Annotated in this window: 13 protein-coding genes; 6 read left to right on the top strand and 7 right to left on the bottom strand. The window is 39.3% G+C overall.

From position 1 onward, the window contains the following. Positions 1 to 14: 14 nt before the first annotated feature. The gene (locus GSQ19_RS23755; RefSeq protein WP_011320285.1) at positions 15 to 1,151 is read right to left on the bottom strand and encodes a glycosyltransferase; all 1,137 of its coding nucleotides are present in this window, start codon (positions 1,149 to 1,151) and stop codon (positions 15 to 17) included. 24 nt (positions 1,152 to 1,175) lie between these two features. Then, positions 1,176 to 2,345, bottom strand: a complete 1,170-nt coding sequence (locus tag GSQ19_RS23750) for a glycosyltransferase family 4 protein (RefSeq protein WP_011320284.1) — start codon at positions 2,343 to 2,345, stop codon at positions 1,176 to 1,178. A gap of 917 nt (positions 2,346 to 3,262) precedes the next feature. Here GSQ19_RS23750 and GSQ19_RS23745 point away from each other — a divergent pair. The 5 genes from GSQ19_RS23745 to GSQ19_RS23725 all read left to right on the top strand — a co-directional run bounded on the left by GSQ19_RS23745 (position 3,263) and on the right by GSQ19_RS23725 (position 10,768). Beyond that, a complete protein-coding gene (locus tag GSQ19_RS23745; protein ID WP_011320283.1) occupies positions 3,263 to 5,254 on the top strand; it encodes an NHL repeat-containing protein in 1,992 nt (663 codons plus the stop codon). 1,095 nt (positions 5,255 to 6,349) lie between these two features. Continuing rightward, positions 6,350 to 7,147: a PIG-L deacetylase family protein gene (locus GSQ19_RS23740; RefSeq protein ID WP_011320282.1), complete on the top strand. Its 798-nt coding sequence runs from the start codon at positions 6,350 to 6,352 to the stop codon at positions 7,145 to 7,147. Between the two features lie 116 nt (positions 7,148 to 7,263). Then, on the top strand, positions 7,264 to 8,373 hold the full coding sequence (locus GSQ19_RS23735) for a glycosyltransferase family 4 protein (RefSeq protein ID WP_011320281.1): 1,110 nt from the start codon (positions 7,264 to 7,266) through the stop codon (positions 8,371 to 8,373). 266 nt (positions 8,374 to 8,639) lie between these two features. Beyond that, on the top strand, positions 8,640 to 9,275 hold the full coding sequence (locus GSQ19_RS23730; protein ID WP_011320280.1) for a hypothetical protein: 636 nt from the start codon (positions 8,640 to 8,642) through the stop codon (positions 9,273 to 9,275). A 314-nt stretch (positions 9,276 to 9,589) separates the two neighbouring features. Then, positions 9,590 to 10,768: a n-acyl-d-glucosamine 2-epimerase gene (locus GSQ19_RS23725; RefSeq protein WP_011320279.1), complete on the top strand. Its 1,179-nt coding sequence runs from the start codon at positions 9,590 to 9,592 to the stop codon at positions 10,766 to 10,768. A gap of 11 nt (positions 10,769 to 10,779) precedes the next feature. Here the strand turns inward: GSQ19_RS23725 and GSQ19_RS23720 are convergent, their stop codons facing one another. Beyond that, entirely contained in the window at positions 10,780 to 11,862 is a 1,083-nt protein-coding gene (locus GSQ19_RS23720) for a DNA polymerase III subunit delta (protein ID WP_011320278.1), read from the bottom strand. Between the two features lie 340 nt (positions 11,863 to 12,202). Here GSQ19_RS23720 and GSQ19_RS23715 point away from each other — a divergent pair, with 340 nt between their 5' ends. Next, a complete protein-coding gene (locus GSQ19_RS23715) occupies positions 12,203 to 14,950 on the top strand; it encodes an HAD-IC family P-type ATPase (RefSeq protein WP_011320277.1) in 2,748 nt (915 codons plus the stop codon). Positions 14,951 to 15,021: 71 nt separating this feature from the next. Here GSQ19_RS23715 and GSQ19_RS23710 read toward each other — a convergent pair whose 3' ends face one another. The 4 genes from GSQ19_RS23710 to argS all read right to left on the bottom strand — a co-directional run bounded on the left by GSQ19_RS23710 (position 15,022) and on the right by argS (position 19,042). Beyond that, the gene (locus tag GSQ19_RS23710; RefSeq protein WP_197992836.1) at positions 15,022 to 15,234 is read right to left on the bottom strand and encodes a DUF4351 domain-containing protein; all 213 of its coding nucleotides are present in this window, start codon (positions 15,232 to 15,234) and stop codon (positions 15,022 to 15,024) included. 89 nt (positions 15,235 to 15,323) lie between these two features. After that, positions 15,324 to 16,043, bottom strand: coding sequence for a hypothetical protein (locus GSQ19_RS23705; protein ID WP_011320275.1), 720 nt, complete (start codon positions 16,041 to 16,043; stop codon positions 15,324 to 15,326). 1 nt (position 16,044) lies between these two features. Further along, the gene (locus GSQ19_RS23700; RefSeq protein WP_011320274.1) at positions 16,045 to 17,229 is read right to left on the bottom strand and encodes an AAA family ATPase; all 1,185 of its coding nucleotides are present in this window, start codon (positions 17,227 to 17,229) and stop codon (positions 16,045 to 16,047) included. A gap of 46 nt (positions 17,230 to 17,275) precedes the next feature. Beyond that, a complete protein-coding gene (argS, locus tag GSQ19_RS23695) occupies positions 17,276 to 19,042 on the bottom strand; it encodes an arginine--tRNA ligase (protein WP_011320273.1) in 1,767 nt (588 codons plus the stop codon). Positions 19,043 to 19,345: the final 303 nt, after the last annotated feature.

Below are 19,345 nucleotides of genomic sequence, written 5' to 3'. Positions count from 1 at the left end.
GAAAAAGCTTTTACTTAAATTGTGTGTAAGACTTGGGCAATCTGTTGATTGATATTTTGGACACTAAAACGCTGACTAGCAATAGCTTTAGCATTACTAGCAATAGTTGCAGTGGTGTGTTTTTCTTGGAAACAGGTATTAATAATATCGGCTAGTTCTTGGGATTCTCCTGGTGTGGTTAAAAAGCCATTAACTCCATGTTCGACTAATTCCATTGCACCACCGGCTTTGGCTGCAACTACAGGTTTGCCACAAAGCATGGCTTCAACAATTACTCTACCAAAGGGTTCTGGGGCTGTGGAAGTATGAGCCACTAAATCACAAGCCGCCATTAATTGAGGAATATCCGCCCGGAATCCTAAAAATCTAACGCGGTTTTCTAGCCCTAATCTGGTAATTTGTTGATGTAATTCTTTGACATATTCTTGCTCACCAAATAGGGCATCACCGACCAAAATTGCCGTTACTTGTGGCGGACATTGAGCTAGTGCATCAATTAGAATATGTTGTCCCTTCCAAGGTGAAAGACGGCTGAAATGTCCAACTACAAAATTATTTGCTATGCCTAAATATTGCCGTAATTTACTAATATCTGATGCAGCAGTTTGATATAAATTTATATCAAAACCGTTGTAGATGACTGTCGTTAGCTCTGCGCGTCCTCCAGCTTGGATAAATGCTGTTTGACTGGCTTGGGAATTGGCGATTACCAATGAGGCGAAACGATTAGCTAAGTTAACTGCAACCCGCAGGTTAGTTTGGCTAAAGTGTTCTGGGGAGAGAATGTCATGTAAATGATAAACCAAAGGACGACGAGCGATAAAGCTAGCGATCGCCCCCACAACTAAGGCTTTTTGCGTATTGGCGTAGATTACATCATATTCACGGGCTTTCTCTACAACTTTAGCCACCAGAGGCGCAAGTTGTCCCAAGCTACTAAATGCTTGCAATAAATTACTTTGCTTGCGGACTTGAATTGGCTGATTGGTGAATACTTCAACCGGGATATGATGTTGCTCTAGTAAGGTTTTAAATGCTCCATCCGCAAATAAACCAACCAAGGCGCGATCGCTGTAAGGTTTCGCAATATCAATTAAACACAACTCTGCACCACCGGGTTTACCACTCTGGTCTAAAAATAATATTTTCATTAGTCAACTACTCTCTTAATTTTTTTAAGCTAAAATAACTCGCCGTACTTGTTGAGCAATTTTCTGCCAATCAAAGTTAGTTACAGCATATTGGCGACATTCTTCTCGTGAAGGTGTTGGTATTTGTTCTAGCAATATATGTACTATTTTCTCCGCAATAGCAGTAGCTTCCGCAGATGTAGTAATTAATTCTGGTGAAAATGGAGTTAAAATTTCTGGCATACCTCCAATAGGAGTGCATAAAACAGGAGTACCACAAGCCAAAGATTCAGTAATTGCTAACCCAAAACCTTCAAAAGATTGACTGGGCATAACAGTTAAATTAGCAGCTTGGTAAGCGATAGGTAACTGCTCATCTGGGAGAAAACCTAAAAACTTTACGTTGTTCTCTAAACCCAACTCTTGAGCTTGTTTTGCCAATGTCCCTTGCAGATGTCCCCGACCGGCGATCGCTAGCCAAATATCGGGTACTCTTGGTTTAATGATGGCTAATGCTTGTAATAGTTTGTCTACTCCCACACGGTGAACTAAACGTCTGGATGTAAATAAAATAGGACGACTTTCAGGCCAATTTAGCTGCTGGCGAGCTTGTTGACGCGATAAATTTGGCTGAAATTTATCAATGTTCACACCACCAGGAATAATATGTATTTTTTGCCAAGGAATTTGATATTGTTGGTGTAATATATTGCCGAATGCTTTACTCAGAACAATAAAGCGATCGCAACGATTATATGTGGTTTGTTCTATCAGCCGACGCTTTAAAAAAATACTGATTTTATTCTTTACTAATTCCTGTTTACTTTCTGATGCCCAAGGCCCATGAAAATTAAAAGTAATGGGTACACCCTGAGGCAAAATATCTAAAATAGGAAAACTATATAAAGCAAAATGTAAATTGATTGCGTCCGGTTTGCTTATTCTTGTTTTCTGGAAATTAGTCCGAATAGACCAAAATCTTTGCCAAATTTTACTATCTGGAGATGCTAAATTAGTTAATTTAATTGGCAAATGAAATTCATTAGTTGGTAAGCCAACTCCACATAACTCTACTCTATCTTGATTAGCTGCTAATTGATAAGTCAACTCATAAATATATCTTTCCAAACCCCCAGGATTTGTAGGAAACCAACCAGAACCTAAGGTCAGAATAGAAGCAGGTAGTAAATTGAAGTTTTCTTTTTTATATTCCACTCTTATCTCCTAGTACTGTGTGGAGCTTGAGGAGATTTGCTTCGATATGAAGTATCACTCCGTTTATATATTTAGCAAGATTGTCAAGATTATCAGGAAGATACAGGAGGAGATAAAGAAACAGGCGGGATTTTATTCATGTGTTTTATTCTATACAGTTAATGACATACTACTTATTGTTTATCTTCTCTAATTTTCGGAGTTATCAGTAAATATTCCATCTGACTCAATATAGATTTTATTTAAATTTACCTACGTTTGAGCTTTTTTATTTACCAAATCTTTAAATAAATATGATTGGTCTAATTTAAGCTTTTATAAAGACATTTCTTTCGTGATGTAGCGTGCTTCGGTAGTTAATGTATTGTTTATAACTCATAAGATTGAGGTTACAATTCCTCACCCACAAGGAGATGAGGAATCTGGTAATTGGTAATAGGTTAATGAATAATTTTCTGGGAAAAAGAGTATACCAATATACTAAATTCATATTTTTACAACTAATTTAAAAAAATAGAAAGTTATATTTTTTTGATGAATATTCGATAAACACTAATTTCTTAAGTCCGTTAATTTGCTATTTATGTATTATCACTTACGTAATTAAAGATAATACGAAGGACTTCTACATACTATAACTACAGCTAGATAGATTAGGACATCAAACCAAAGTAAAACCCTCACAATAAGAGTCTTTCAATTCTTGTAATTCAGAATAAACATACTTTCAAATAGGCATATATTTTTTTGATAATAATGTTTCTCTGAATCATTCTACTGAATGGTGTTTAGAAACATATATAACTCAATAATTGCAGTTTTCCTGTTAATTCAATATCGCTGAGTAATATTAAAAATCACTGTCAAGAATTATCTCGAAGTACAAAAAACTAACTATTAAATGAATTATTGGTGTAATGAAGTACGCAATACCAGATGATATCCAAAAGTTACAATTGAGGATAAAAAGACGATTCAATAAAACATTTAAGTATTTAAATTATAAATTTTTCAAATCATGGATTTATTTATTTATTGCTACTATCTCATTTCTATTTATTACTATTGTTTCAACAGATTTAACATTCAGTCAAGTTCCAGAGGATACCTATAAAAGAGATTTGATCAGTGATATTTTTGCTGGCAGTCAGAAATCTATACAAAACTATATTGAGGGAATGTATGTTGCGCCTAATGGCACAGTTTATACAAATAGTCATGAGGATAAAGCAGGAGCCGAAGCATCAATATATAAAGATGGTAATGTAATTGGGGTTCTCAATGATCTTCATGGTTGGAGTCGTCATGGTGGTAAAGCTGTCACAGCAAATAGTAAGTATATTTACATTGCTATGAGCCAAGGATTTGTCGGCAAAATAGACAAAGATTATCCACCAGAGGGAACAACTTGGTATTGTGTGAGACGTTATAACTTATCTGGTAAACCAGCGCCCTTTGCTAATGGACGTGGTTGGGATAAGAGTATGTTAATCGTCAATACTAAAAGTGAGGTGACTGGATTAGCAACGAAAGATAAGAATTTATATGTCAGTGATGCAGCGAATAATAAAATTCGCGTCCATAACACTGAGACAATGAAAGAATTACGCAACTTTAGTTTCCTGAGACCAGGGGATATAACTATTGATAAGCAGGGGAATTTGTGGATTATTCAAAAGCAAGATGCCAATAATCCTGCTAAAATTTTGCGTTATTCTTCATCAGGAAAACAATTACCGCAAAAAATAACTAATGTTGTTTTACCCGGAGCGATCGCACTTGATAATCAAGGCAGACTGTTAGTAGCGGAAAATGGGACACTTCAGCAAGTATTGATTTATAACATTCAGGATCAACCAGTCCAGGTCGGCACTTTTGGCCACACAGGGGGGATTTATGGAGGTGTTCCTGGTGAAGTCCAAGATTTAAAGTTTTATGGACTCACAGGAGTCGGCGCAGATACTCAGGGGAATTTGTATATCAATAATAATGGGTTCAATAATTCCGGCACAGATTTAAGAAAATTTTCGCCATCAGGAAAGCAACTATGGCGATTATTAGGATTATCCTTAGTCGAAAATGCCGACGTTGACCCCACTACAGATGGACGAGAAGTTTTTACCAAGTATGAACACTTTTTGATAGATAGTAGCAAGCCTAAGGGTCAACAATTGACTTATAAAGCTTACACCTTAAACGGTTTTAAATATCCTCAAGATCCACGACTGCATATATCCCCCGATGCTACCTTTGTACGTCGAATCAATGGTGAAAGATTTTTGTTTCTCTTAGATCCGTACAGTAACGCCTTAGAGATTTATCGATTTAATCCCAGCAAAGATGGGAATATAGCTATTCCAGCAGGGATGTTTGTTGGTAAAAATAACGAAGGTAAATCAGCAATCTCAGGGACTTGGCCACCTCAGCAACCAAAAACAGGAAAATGGATTTGGCGCGATCGCAACGGTAACGGCGCTTTCGATAAAGAAGAATATGATCATAGTGAAGATTCTTCCTCTGTTACAGGATGGTGGGTGGATAGTAAAGGCGATGTGTGGACAACTCTGGGCGATCGACAAGGTATTCGCCATTATTTCTTGCAAGGACTAGACACTAACGGTAATCCCATCTATACCTATAGTTCCATGCAAAAAGAAACAACTCCCCGCATTTTTACAGATTTACGGCGAATCAAATACTTTCCTGAAAGTGACACCATGTATCTGTCCGGCTTTACAGTTAAAAATCCAGCAACCTTTGTAGATCCCCTAGCCGCAGGCTCTGAAATTGCCCGTTTTGACAATTGGAGTCAAGATAATCGTATTCTCCGTTGGCGAATTGTAGTTCCTAACGACACCATCCGTAAACGTGAAATTATTACTGCGTCTACGCACTCAGTCCCAGATTAAAATCCCCTCTTAAAATTCCCCTTGAAAAAGATGATTTAAAGACCATTTATCGAACAGAATACATGCGTCAGTCGCCAGAATTCATACTGAATTCTGGCGACTGGTGAGGCAGCGCGGTCTTGGGGGTTTCCCCCATGTTGGCGTAAGCCTTCCCGTAAGGGTGCGACTGCCGAACCCGTAGGGTGGATGAATAAATGGGTTTAAGCACGGAGCCAAATTGAAAATTTGGTGGTCTACCCTTCGGGTTGCCACAGGCTACAATCAGTGGCGGGTCTGTAGCTTGCTTCCCGTAGGGTATCCCCCACTGATTGTATTCTGACGGATGTATTCTTCAAATTCAATTTTGCTTTATAAATAACCTCTTAGAGAATGTTTGAAAAGTCCTATGCTTGGTAGCAAAACATTTTAGATCCCCCTAAATCCCCCTTAAAAAGGGGGACTTTGATTCATTTCCCCCCTTAAAAAGGGGGGTTAGGGGGGATCAATGAGTGCTTAAAATCACAGCCAATCACTTTTCAAACAACCTCTTAGGGGGAGCTAAAACTTTTGGCTACCAACAATAAGACTTTTAAAACATCCTCTTAGGAAAACCTGAATGCTAATTATGTTTTCCTATTACTAATAAACAACTATGGGACTAGTATTTGATTTCTGAAATATACGTAGGGGAGCCACTGCGTTGGATGGGTTTCCCGGCTTGGAGTAAGTGGCGTTGGGCATTGCCCACCGTATCATAGTTTTGGTGGGCAATGCCCACCCTACAAATATTTAGATATTTTCAATTATCAAATCGGATTCCTATATTAATTACTCATTCCCATACATATTATCAGTGTTTTAATAAACACTTTATAACAAATGTCACGCACTTTATAGTCAAACTTTGACTGACCATAATTTTATATTTCAAATTAATAAAATTCCCCTGATGACTCTTTTCATAAAATCCAGAAAAAACTAGCACTTTTCATACACAATCTTTATCCTAATCTGTTATGAGTGGCTTATCATGTGATTTATGCTCATAGGGCGAAATAGTTATACAGATTAATTATTGATATTTTAAATGATGAGCATTTATTTTTATTGATAAAGATGGAGCCAAAATTGTCGCATAAAATCTATTTAAAAGAACTAGGAAAACTAATTCCTATTGTATGGCTTGAGAAAGTGCAGTATATACATTCTTGGTTACTATTAAAATGGCTTTTGTTTTGTAATAGCAAGCCATTGTTATCTAACCAAAAATCAGCCATGATATTTTCTCCACATCAAGATGATGAAACTTTTGGCTGTGGCGGGATGATTGCTTACAAACGAGAGCATGGCATACCAGTGGTAGTAGTATTTATCACCGATGGGAAAGGTTCAAGAAGTCTCGACCTAGATTGCCAAAATCAGATAGTCCAAACTCGGAAACAAGAAGCAATTAGTGCATTAGGAATATTGGGTGTAGAGTCATCACATATTCACTTTTTATCTAAGCCAGATGGGTGTTTACCAGAATTAAGTAATGAAGAACATCAGCAGACAATTCGAGAGATATCTGAACTAATTCAGCATTATCAGCCTGAGGAAATTTATGTGCCACATAGGAAAGACTGTCATAGGGATCATGAGGCTACTTATAACTTAGTTAAAACAGTAATTCGTGAAGCCAATATTCCTGTGGAAGTGTTCCAATATCCTGTATGGTTATTTTGGAGAGCGCCGCTATTTATCCTATTGAAAATACAGGATATTGCTGCTGCTTATCGTTTTTCTATTACTTCAGTACAAGATAAGAAAAAGAGAGCGATCGCCTCATATTCTTCTCAGATTGAAAATTTACCTAGAGGATTTATCAAGCAATTCCTAAATTCTCACGAAATTTTCTTTAAAAGTGAACTGTAAATAGGTTTAAATCCTGACAATTCACACTGTATTGATGATTTTGGATAACTAAATAAATTCATATTTTGTTTTTCATCCAAAATTAAAAAATAATAAATAATATGGAGAAGTTTTAAATGAAAATATTACATATTACCAATCATGTACAAGAAATTGGTAATGGAATAGTCAATGTTGCAGTAGATTTAGCCTGCTTACAAGCCAAAGACGGTCATCAAGTGGCTGTAGCGTCTGCTGGTGGAGGATACGAACCATTACTTGGTAGTTATGGTGTTAGACACTTTCATTTAGATCAGTCTAGACAACCGCTAAATATGATTCAAGCTATTTGGCGTTTTCGGCAGATTATCCAAAAATTTCAGCCAGATATAGTTCATGCACATATGATGACGGGAGTTGTACTGGCAGGCATATTAAAAACAAGTTGTGATTATAGTTTAGTGTCTACAGTACACAATGAGTTCCAGCGTAGCGCAGTACTCATGGGATTAGCAGATAGAGTCATCGCTGTTAGTCATGCGGTAGCTACTTCGATGGTGCGGCGTGGTATTCCCCGCAACAAACTGCGAGTGGTATCCAATGGCACATTAGGAAGCCCCCGTCATCGTCAAATTCAAGATTACCAACCATTACCCTTACAGCGTCCTGCAATTACTACTGTTGCGGGGATGTATTCCCGTAAAGGAATTGCTGAGTTAATTGCAGCTTTTAGCAAAATTGCCCAGGACTTTCCTCAAGCACATCTATATTTGGTAGGGAACGGGCCAGATAAATCAATTTTCGAGGCTATGGCCAGAAATACGCCTTTTAATGAACGGATACATTTTGAAGGTTTCCAGGCAGAACCGCAACGGTATATGCTAGCAACCGATATTTTTGTCCTCCCTTCCCATTGTGAATCCTTCGGTTTAGTCCTCACAGAAGCACGAGAAGCCGGTTGTGCGATCGTTGCCAGTGATGTGGATGGTATCCCCGAAACCTTAGATAATCGTCAAGCTGGGCTATTAGTACCACCAAAAGATAGTCACACATTGGCAGAGGCTTTAACTCAATTGCTCAAAGATCCCATACAACTATATAAGTGGCAATGCCGTGCCAAACAAAATATAGAAAGATTTAGTGCTACTAGAGTCAACGAAGAAACACTAGCGGTCTACCATGAATTAGTTCCACAATACAACTTTAAACCCATAATGCAACCACGGGAAGTTTTAGTCAGCAAGTAGCCAGAGGAAAGAAGCAGGGGGGCAAGGGATCGATACCGTTGGCGAATTCCCCAAACAGCTAAACTGAACCGATTAGTTCAGTAATGAACTGATTGAGAACCTTCTGAGCAGTTTTATACTCACTGTTTCTGCGTCAATGCCAATTTGCTGCTTCGCTACAGTTAGACAGGAAGCTCCGAGACTTTTGTCTATCTTGCCATGATCCGTATTATGGTAAGGCGATTAGCCTAAAATTTGACCGTTCAAAACTTTTCAAACATCCTCTTATGACTTTTTGGTTTGGCATCGGTATTATGCAACTTATTCCCAAGGAATACGATGACTATTATCCAGACGAAATCCTCAATTGCCTCGTTGATAAACTGGAATCGGAGCTAGCTGATGATGTACAAATTCGTGAAGTTCTTATGAAACCTGGTGTAGATTTGTACACTAGAGCAGAACCTACTGACAGACCTACTGTAATTGCATCTAGTATTAATAGTGGGGGTGAGCTACCCGATAGAATTGCTCTCCCAATTCTCACCGCCATTCAAAACGTGGAAACAGTAGATTATGCGCCGTATGAATATTGCTCTAAAATGCCAGATCCAATTGCGGACATCTTGATACCTGGATTTGGTAAACGAGTACAGTCAACAGAGGCTACACAACAACTACTATACTCCCGAATCAAGTTAGAAGACTTTTGCGTTACCCCTTTAAAAGACTTTTGGGTAGGGGGATTAGAGCAACATCTTGCTGCTTTTACCGAATGGCGAGACAGCTTATATAATGAAGCTGATTTTGTACCACGCGGTAGAGTGAGCCGCGAGGAAATACTTGAGTTTTATGATGAACATTTGTTGCCAATGCTTCGCTTTTGCAATGATTATCGTCTAATTTTTGTGTTTGGCTTTTGAGTAATTGCTCAAAATCATTACTCTTTCAACAAAACCGACTGGGTAAATGGGGTAGAACTATAAAATCTATTGGACTTTTTTTTCCAAAGTCCAAAACTGCACCTTTGAGGCTTAAAGTTTCCTGTCTCTGTATCTTGCTATCCATGTAATACACGAAAAATTCGCCGTTTTTTTGTTAATTAATATTTTGCCAACGGTATCGGGATCTGGGGAAAACTATTAGCAACTGACAACTAACAAATAACAGAATACTTGTAGTCAATCCACAACAAGGCGATAATTGACCCTGATGTTTTTGAACAGGGGATTGCATTATGGGGAAAAACTTGCAAGCATTGGCGCAACTTTACAAAAATGCCCTCCTCAACGACGTACTCCCGTTTTGGGAAAACTACTCCCTCGATAGTGAAGGCGGTTACTTTACTTGTCTTGATCGCCAAGGTAAGGTGTATGACACAGATAAATTTATTTGGTTGCAAAATCGCCAAGTCTGGACTTTTTCTATGCTGTGTAACCAGCTAGAAAAACGGGAAAACTGGCTCAAAATTGCGAGGAACGGCGCTAAATTTCTTGCCCAACATGGTAGAGATGACGAGGGTAACTGGTATTTTGCCCTCACCCGTGGAGGTGAACCATTAGTACAGCCTTACAATATTTTTTCTGATTGCTTTGCGGCGATGGCCTTTAGCCAATATGCTCTCGCCTCTGGTGAAGAGTGGTCAAAAGATGTGGCAATGCAAGCATATAATAATGTTTTGCGTCGTAAAGATAACCCCAAAGGCAAATATACCAAAACCTATCCCGGCACACGCCCCATGAAAGCTTTAGCTGTGCCGATGATTTTAGCCAACCTCACTCTAGAAATGGAATGGTTGCTTCCCCAGGAGACTCTAGAAAATGTCTTGGCTGCAACCGTTCAGGAAGTTATGGGTGACTTTCTCGACCAAGAACGAGGATTGATGTATGAAAATGTTGCCCCCGATGGTTCCCACATTGATTGTTTTGAAGGTCGGCTGATTAACCCCGGTCACGGTATTGAAGCGATGTGGTTTATTATGGACATCGCCCGACGGAAAAACGACAGCAAGACTATTAACCAAGCAGTTGATGTGGTGTTAAATATCCTCAATTTCGCCTGGGATAACGAGTATGGTGGCTTGTATTACTTTATGGATGCAGCAGGTCATCCTCCACAACAATTGGAATGGGATCAAAAATTGTGGTGGGTGCATTTAGAATCTTTGGTGGCTTTGGCGATGGGTTATCGTTTGACAGGTCGTGAAGTCTGTTGGGAATGGTATCAAAAAATGCACGATTATTCCTGGCAGCATTTTGCTGACCCAGAATATGGTGAGTGGTTTGGCTACTTAAATCGCCGTGGGGAAGTGCTGTTAAATCTCAAAGGTGGTAAATGGAAGGGATGTTTTCATGTACCCCGTGCTTTGTATCTGTGTTGGCAACAGTTCGAGGCCTTGAGTTTACAATCAGCTTAATCTGGGAATCACTAACTCAATCTTTGGCGCAACCACAAAGCTAACAATGGCATTGCTAATAAATAACCTTGTTCTGCACCATAAATTAAACCCTTGTGATGTAACCCTGTCAGCGCACCTTGGAGACTACCACCCCTAGAAAGACCGTGTTTTTGAATATAGTCTTTGCTTTGGGGTTTTTCTGTGGGGTCTAAAGCTAAACATTCCAAAAGATGTACCTGATTGGCTGGTAGCAACATCAATAAAGATTCATAGGTCATTGATAAATCTTTGAGTAATCCTTCAATGGCTTGCTGGACATCATTTTCTGTAACTAAGCTATCAGGAACACATAAAGTTTGTAGACGGCGAATTATTGCCATCGCATCGCCAATATGACCTTGTACGGCATCTAAAAATAGTTGTAATGCTTTAGAACGGGAATCAAATGTGAGTTTTGAACCATGTAATATTTCCCTCGCCCATACTGCCAATACATCTCGGTTCAAGGGAGGTAATTGGATGGTTTCTAAAGGATAATTATTTTCGTCTGAATAATTTCCCGTCTCGGCGATCGTGGCAATCAGCACATAACTTACATGAGTGTGTTCTTTGATTTTCCGCCGGAATGATATTTCCCATAAACCGTTACGATCCCAAGAGCGAATGTGGGGGAAACTTTGCAGAATTAAGACTAAACGTTTGTTTAAATCTACTGCCATAATTTGCGGCAATTCCAACAATAGTTCAAAGGCTTGCCAAATTTGTTTTTGGCTGAGAGAACGTAATAGCTTAAGTTTAGTTTCTGGATGAAATGTAAAAAATTCCTTGGCATTTTTATCTAACCAACTTTGGATTTTTTCTGCTTGCCAATTTTGGTTAATTGCTTCTGTGAGTAACTGTAAAAATCGCTCTCCATCTGTGGCGCGGATGCAGTCAATATCTAGAGCGATCGCTCTCACTTCTGTCACGCCCCACCGCACTAGAGTACGCCTACCACTACCCGGTACTCCCGTAATTAACAAGTCACCATCCTGGGCCAGCACTTCTACAACGCGCTGAAACTCCACTGAACGCCCAATTAATTGCAATGGAGTAGACAAATCCAGACTCACAAGTTTTACACCTTCAGGTTTAATCCTAACTCTAAGAGGATGTTTGAAAAGTTATGAATGATAATAAAGACCCCTCTCCAAACCTCTCCCCGAAGCGGAGAGAGGCTTTGAAACCCCCATTCCCTTGTAGGGAAGGGGGGCTAGGGGGGTTAGGTTATTAAGATTTTGATGTTTAAAATAATACTTTTCAAACAACCTCTAAGGGAAAGCATACTCGATTTTTTGTCACCCATTGGGGTAAATAATGGTTAATATCAAAATTTACTAGTGATAAATACTTTTTAGCACTAATTATTCGTGCTAAATTAAGCATAACACTTTTTACAAGAAATTAATAATTATGGTTCAAGCTGTAGCTACCGTTGCACCAGGAGAGAAACAGCCTACTGTTTGGCATTCCTTAGAGATATCCGAAGCGATCGCCCGTTTGCAAACTGATGCAGAGATAGGTTTAAGTAGCAACCAAGCACAACACCTATTAACTAGTGGCGGTGCGAATGAACTAACGGGAAAAAAAGGTAAGCCTTGGTGGTTGAAGTTTCTGTTGCAATTTAACCAGCCGCTATTAATTATTTTGTTGTGTGCAGGTTTGGTCAAAGCGTTGAGTGGTAGCCTTGTCAACGCTGGGGTAATTTGGGGAGTTACCACCACCAACGCCATTATCGGATTTATTCAAGAAGCAAAAGCCGAAAGTGCGATCGCAGCTTTAGCCAAAGCCATCACCACAGAAGCCACCATCATCCGCGATGGGCAGAAAATCCGCATCCCCTCACGGGAATTAGTTCCTGGTGATGTGGTGCTGTTGACTTCCGGCGATAAAGTCCCCGCCGACTTACGCCTCATTCAAGTGCGGAACTTGCAAATTGATGAGTCTGGCTTGACTGGGGAATCTGTGGCGGTAGAAAAACATACACAGGTTTTAACGCCAGATACAGGATTAGGCGAACGGAAAAACATGGCCTATGCAGGGGGCTTTGTCACCTTCGGACAAGGGACTGGTGTAGTTGTTGCTACAGGAAATAACACGGAAACAGGGAAGATTTCCCAGTTAATGGAGCAGCATACAGATATTTCCACACCATTAACGCGGAAATTTAACAAATTTAGCCAGAATTGGCTATACATGGTCTTAGGGCTAGCTACACTCTGCTTTGTTGTCGGGTTAAGCTTTCGGGGCTTTAACGAAGCCTTAGAAGCAGCCGTAACTTTAACAGTCAGCGCCATACCGGAAGGATTACCAGCAGTAGTAACTGTTACTTTAGCGATTGGTGTTTCCCGCATGGCTAAAAGGAATGCCATTATTCGCAAATTACCGGCGGTGGAAACCTTGGGTAGTGCAACTGTGATTTGTTCCGATAAAACCGGGACATTGACAGAAAACCAGATGACAGTCCAAGCCATCTATGCGGGAGGACATCAATATACAGTTAGTGGTGTGGGTTATGCGCCCGATGGGGAAATCCTCAGAGATGAGCAACCTGTAGATTTAAATAGAGAGAAGGGACTACAAGAATGTTTAATAGCTGGATTACTTTGTAACGATTCCCACTTAGAAACGAAAAATGGTAGGTGGGTAGTGCTGGGAGATCCCACAGAAGGGGCGTTAATTGCATCAGCGAATAAAGCCAATTTTAGCCAGCCCACCTTACTCAAGCAAATGCCCAGGCTAGATGGGATTCCCTTTGAATCAGATTATCAATACATGGCAACCTTGCACAACACACCCACCGGCAAGGTGATTTATGTCAAAGGTTCTGTAGAAGCGATTCTCCAACGCTGTAGCCTGATGTTAAATACCGATGGACAACCCCGTCCCTTGGATTGTGTAGAAACCTTAAAACAAACCACCATTGAACGGGAAGTCAACATCATGGCGCGCCAAGGCTTACGGGTGTTAGCCTTAGCCAAAAAGCTTGTAGGAAATGAGCAAAATGACGTAGATCATGCAGATATCGCTGATGGGTTAATTTTCATTGGCTTACAGGGGATGATTGATCCTCCCCGTGAGAGTGCAATCAAAGCGGTGCAAGCCTGTCAAACCGCCGGAATTCAGGTGAAGATGATCACAGGAGATCATGCTATCACAGCCCAGGCGATCGCTCGTCGTATGGGCATCAACAAAAACGGCTCAGTTCTCGCTTTCACAGGTGCAGAACTCGCCAAAATGGATAAAACCGAACTCGCTCAAGTCGCGGAAGAAGGTGTAGTCTTTGCCCGCGTTGCACCAGAACAAAAACTGCGTCTAGTCGAAGCCTTACAATCAAAAGGCGAAGTCGTCGCCATGACTGGGGATGGTGTTAACGATGCACCCGCCTTAAAACAAGCAGACATCGGAATTGCAATGGGTGGCGCAGGTACAGAAGTCGCCAAAGAAGCCTCAGATATGCTACTCACCGATGATAATTTTGCCTCCATTGAAGCAGCTGTAGAAGAAGGACGAGCAGTTTATAAAAACCTCTTGAAAGCAATCTGCTTTATTCTCCCTGTCAACGGTGGGGAATCAATGACAATTTTAATTAGTACATTATTGGCTAGAGACTTACCAATTTTATCTCTACAAGTCCTCTGGTTAAATATGTTGAACTCCATCACCATGACAGTACCTTTGGCATTTGAACCCAAAGGACAAAATGTGATGCAGCAAGCACCCCGTCACCCCAACGAACCCTTACTATCAGGTAGTCGCATACAACGAATTCTCGCAATTTCTCTGTTTAACTGGATTGTTATCTTCGGGGTTTTTGAATACATCCGCCAAACCACAGGCAATATAGATTTAGCCAGAACAATGGCGATTAACTCTCTGATTGCAGGACGAATATTTTATCTGTTGAGTATTAGCCAATTAATCCCCAATCTCATTGCCAAAATGGACGGCACAATGAAAGAGAATGTAGATATTCCCGCCATTGGATTTGGTATTTTGGGTGCAATTCTCCTACAAATTGTCTTTGCTCATGTGCCATTGATTAATGATGTATTTGAAACAGCACCCTTAAGCTTACAACAATGGTTATTCTGTTTGGGTGTCGGTTCTCCGATGATTTTATGGGCGACATTGGTAAATCGTTTAGATCCACCCAATTAATAATTTAACCCTACAGATACCCGACTACAGATACCCGACTTCTCAAAGAAGTCGGGTATCTTGATAGAAAACTATCTACTTGCAAACCAAGCCTCTAAATCAGCACTGCTTGTAAAATCCAGTAAAGCCTCACCTAAATCTTCCAACTCAGCAGTTGACAAACCTTGAATCCGTTCTTGCAATTGCGGATTAATTTCACCGAAACGGCGGTTAAGTTGACGTAGAATTAGCGTCAATTCTCCCTGCTGCACACCTTGTCTCATCCAACTAGTAACAATTTGCATAACTCTTTCCTCCTGCCTTGGTTCAATAGTAGCAAGTTGCGCTTGAAATATGCTTTCTTCTTGAGCATTCAAGGCTTTAGTTTGTTATTTTATGTATCAAAAAGCTTATTTTCGGACAATAATTTTAGATGCTGCGCTAATTCTTCTAAAGAGTCATTTCTCTTAATTGTTTGATTATTAATTTCTATAAATTCAGCAATCTTAGCTGCTTGGTCTTCCTGATATTTAAGCTCTTTCAAATTTTGCGGTTTATTTCTCAATTTGGGATTATTTTTGATTAATATGTCTTCTGAAAGTTCCTCAAGGTGTTCTTTTGCATTTCTTCCTCCGGGTGTAGCTTCTGTAATAAGATTGGTTTTACCAAGTTGTTTACGATGAGCAAAACTCATCCACTCTTGATGATTTCTATTTTGAGGGTTTTTGGTAAAGTAGCAACAGATACCTAAACAATCTACTAATAACCATGCTTCAATTTCTTGAAGTATGAGAATTAATTTAGCTTTGCCATTAGATATGTTGACTACTTCTTGAATTTTGTTAAATAGAGAATTTCTTTCCTTAAGCCTTTGTGCTTGTGATTGTATACCATCTGCATCTATGAGAAAAATTACTAAGTCGTTATGCTTAAGGTAAATATCAACTGCTTTCTTTAAACCACCAGGCTTGCGTGCAGCATCATTATAAGCTTGCTTAGTTGCATATTCAATTGTTAAATCATAGCTGTAAAAATTAACTATTTTTTTGGCAATACAGCAGACCGCATCCCTATCATAGTCGGACTCTGGAGTCCAAAGGCGAACACTAGGCATATTAAATAGCTAAAATTTCTTCAATTAAGTGACTATGATAAATTGCGCTACCTAATCCAAAATCAGTCATCCACTCTAAAAGGTCATCGCGGTTTTCCGCCAGTTTATCAAGTAAACAAGCTTTCGTTCCTAACTCACCCTTATTACTCAAAAGTATTACCGATATATCAGATGTAATTTCTTCTGGAGAAAAGCAATCTAGTAATTGAGAACTATGAGTTGTAAAAACTACTTGTGTTTTTTTAGATAGTCTTTTCATTATAGAAGCCACATCTTTAAGAATCCCCGGATGGAAATTACGCTCAGGTTCTTCAATACCAATAAGTGTAGGCATCTCTGATTCTGATTGATACAATAGTATCAAATAAGCTATCAAGCGCAGAGTACCATCTGACATACTTGACAGGGGCATTTTTTTACCATCACCTTCTAAAACTTTTACAATTGGATCTTTTTCTACCCCTATATCTAAACTGATATTAAGACAATTACTGAGTTCTTCGCTGACATCTCGTAATTTATTTATTTCATTTTTAGCCCAATAATTTAGAATTTCTTGAACTTCACTAGCATCATTATCAAGACTCGGAACAATATCATTATCTGCTGTATTTCTTACAATTTTTACCATTTCAAGAAATGTTGAGTATTTCTTGATATCTTTAGGATTTATATCATAGAATTTCCATTCTCTAATATAGCTCGCTAATTTTTTAGTAACAGGTTTATTACCGAAATTGCCAGCAGAAGTTAATGCTAAATCTTCTATACTTTCAGGATTAGATGTATATTTTTGGGGATTTTGCCCATCTTCATCACGTACCTCTCCCTCACCATTGATAATTTTGATTACTTCATTACCATTAACCTTGAGATTTTCACTGGCAATCTGGATATGTTTTTTATTTGATGTTATTGATACACTATATTCTGCTTTTTGTCCATCATCTTCCACAACAATAGTAGAGCAGATATTCTGATTTCCAAATCTTAATAATCTCTGCATTCTTTCTGCTGATAATGAATCTGATACAAGCAGTTCTTTGAAAAAATTTAATGACTCTAACGAATTAGATTTACCACTAGAATTAGAACCTACTATAATCGTTAGGTTTCTAAAACTTAGTTCAACATTGCCTAAGCTTTTAAAATTTTCAATTTTTGCTGTGATCAGTTTCATTACCATGAATTTACCTCCCTTAAAGATATTGTTAAGAATGGTAGGTTGATAGTTACATTCTCTCTAACACCTGAATCCCCAACAAAGATAAGCCGAGTTTTAAAGTTCTCGCTGTCAAATCACACAGAACTAAACGTGATGTCCGCAGAGGTTCTTCTGCACTCAAAACCTGTACCCCTTGATTACGGTCATAAAACGTATTAAACTTCTTACTTAATTCGTAAAGATATTCACATAAACGATTAGGTAATAAGTCTGCTTCTACAGTACTAATCACTTCGCCTAATTGCAGTAGATATTTAGCCAGTGCAAATTCTGTGTCATGCTGCAAGATGACTTTGGCATTATCTCCCAAATCTGCAAAGTTAATTCCACCCTTACGGCTAATCCCTTGAATCCGGGCATAAGCATACAACATATATGGTGCTGTATTGCCTTTCAAATCCAGCATTTTGTCATAGCTGAAAATGTAGTTACTTGTGCGATTTTGACTTAAATCGGCGTACTTAACTGCACTAATACCAACTACTTCCGCAACTTTATCAATGAATTCTGGAGTTTCTTCCCGTTCTTCTGCTTTTAATCTCTCTTCTAAATCTGCATGGGCGCGAGAAACTGCTTCATCTAATAAATCTCGTAACCGCACAGTATCGCCAGAACGAGTTTTGAATTTTTTACCATCTTCACCCAACACCAAACCAAAGGGAACATGAACCAATTCCACATCATTAGGAATCCATCCAGCTTTACGTGCTACTTGGAAGAATTGGGCAAAGTGGTTGGCTTGTCCTGCATCTGTTACATAAACTATGCGTTTGGCTTCATCTTTTTGAATCCGGTAACGTAACGCAGCTAAATCTGTTGTGGCGTAGTTATAACCACCATCAGATTTCTGCACAATCAAGGGTAGAGGTTCACCTTCTCTATTAGTAAAGCCATCCAAGAAAACACATTTCGCACCTTGGTTTTCTACCAATAAACCGGATGCTTCTAAACCTTCTACAACTGTTGGGAGTAAGGGGTTATAAAAAGATTCGCCTCGTTCAGTTAATTTGACATCAAGTAAATCATAAATTACCTGAAACTCTTGGCGTGATTGTTCACACAACAACTTCCAAGCATGGAGGGTATCTGTTGCACCTGCTTGTAATCTCACAACTTCTTGGCGTGCTGTTTCTTGGAAGGCTTCATCAGCATCAAACCGTTGCTTGGCTTGGCGATAAAAACTTACTAAATCACCGATATCTAAAGCATTTGCAGTAGTTAAGGCTTCTGGGGAAACTTCCCGTAGGTAAGTGATTAACATCCCAAATTGCGTTCCCCAATCACCTACATGATTTAACCGCAATACATCATGACCGCGAAATTCGAGAATCCGGGCGATGGAATCACCGATGATGGTAGAACGTAGGTGTCCGACGTGCATCTCTTTGGCAATATTCGGACTAGAAAAATCGACGATTTCCCGTTGTGGGTGTTTGGCTGTAGGAACGCCTAGTCTAGAATCTGCTTGAATAGCGTTTAGTTGCGCTTCTAGGTAAGCGGTTTTCAACTTCAGGTTAATAAAACCAGGGCCAGCGATTTCTGGAGTTTCGCAGATTTCTGATACATCTAGTTTTTCTACAATAGCAGAGGCGATCGCTCGCGGTGGCTGTCCTAACTTTTTACTCAGCGACAAAGCAACGTTGGCTTGATAATCACCAAACTTAGGATTGCTAGCAGTAACCAAAATCGGGTCTACTCCGGCGTACTCATCACCAAAAGCAGCAATCAAAGCCTGCTCAAGTTTTACCTTTAGTTGTTCTTGTGTAGCGTTCATATATAAATGTTATCTGTCACAGGCGGAATGCGGCTGTTGAGTGTTGGATATTCTCAAAGGCTTGATTATTTTAACCTTAAAATATAGTCAGCTAATCTCACTGTAGAAACTATAAATCTTGTTACCCTCTGCAAGCGGGAGAAATATTCTCTGAATATCTAATTTGACTTAAGTGCAATAGCTACAACAGTTGCAACATTTTCGTTCAGTTAACCGTCATGGATATTTCTAGAGTGATTCCTCTGTAGTAAGTGAATCTAACCCTAGACGTAGATTTTTTAGAACGAAATAGATTTCTTTCGC

The sequence above is a fragment of the Trichormus variabilis 0441 genome, assembly GCF_009856605.1.
Classification (GTDB): domain Bacteria; phylum Cyanobacteriota; class Cyanobacteriia; order Cyanobacteriales; family Nostocaceae; genus Trichormus; species Trichormus variabilis.
Note: the sequence above shows the minus strand (reverse complement) of the source record. Positions and strands in the feature narration are given on the sequence as shown.

Bases quoted from the DNA above. Each gene is read 5' to 3' on its own strand.
- GSQ19_RS23755 (WP_011320285.1), bottom strand. From the start codon at position 1,151: ATGAAAATATTATTTTTAGACCAGAGTGGTAAACCCGGTGGTGCAGAG.
- GSQ19_RS23745 (WP_011320283.1), top strand. From the start codon at position 3,263: ATGAAGTACGCAATACCAGATGATATCCAAAAGTTACAATTGAGGATA.
- GSQ19_RS23740 (WP_011320282.1), top strand. From the start codon at position 6,350: ATGGAGCCAAAATTGTCGCATAAAATCTATTTAAAAGAACTAGGAAAA.
- GSQ19_RS23735 (WP_011320281.1), top strand. From the start codon at position 7,264: ATGAAAATATTACATATTACCAATCATGTACAAGAAATTGGTAATGGA.
- GSQ19_RS23730 (WP_011320280.1), top strand. From the start codon at position 8,640: ATGACTTTTTGGTTTGGCATCGGTATTATGCAACTTATTCCCAAGGAA.
- GSQ19_RS23725 (WP_011320279.1), top strand. From the start codon at position 9,590: ATGGGGAAAAACTTGCAAGCATTGGCGCAACTTTACAAAAATGCCCTC.
- GSQ19_RS23715 (WP_011320277.1), top strand. From the start codon at position 12,203: ATGGTTCAAGCTGTAGCTACCGTTGCACCAGGAGAGAAACAGCCTACT.
- GSQ19_RS23710 (WP_197992836.1), bottom strand. From the start codon at position 15,234: ATGCAAATTGTTACTAGTTGGATGAGACAAGGTGTGCAGCAGGGAGAA.
- GSQ19_RS23705 (WP_011320275.1), bottom strand. From the start codon at position 16,043: ATGCCTAGTGTTCGCCTTTGGACTCCAGAGTCCGACTATGATAGGGAT.
- GSQ19_RS23700 (WP_011320274.1), bottom strand. From the start codon at position 17,229: ATGGTAATGAAACTGATCACAGCAAAAATTGAAAATTTTAAAAGCTTA.
- argS (WP_011320273.1), bottom strand. From the start codon at position 19,042: ATGAACGCTACACAAGAACAACTAAAGGTAAAACTTGAGCAGGCTTTG.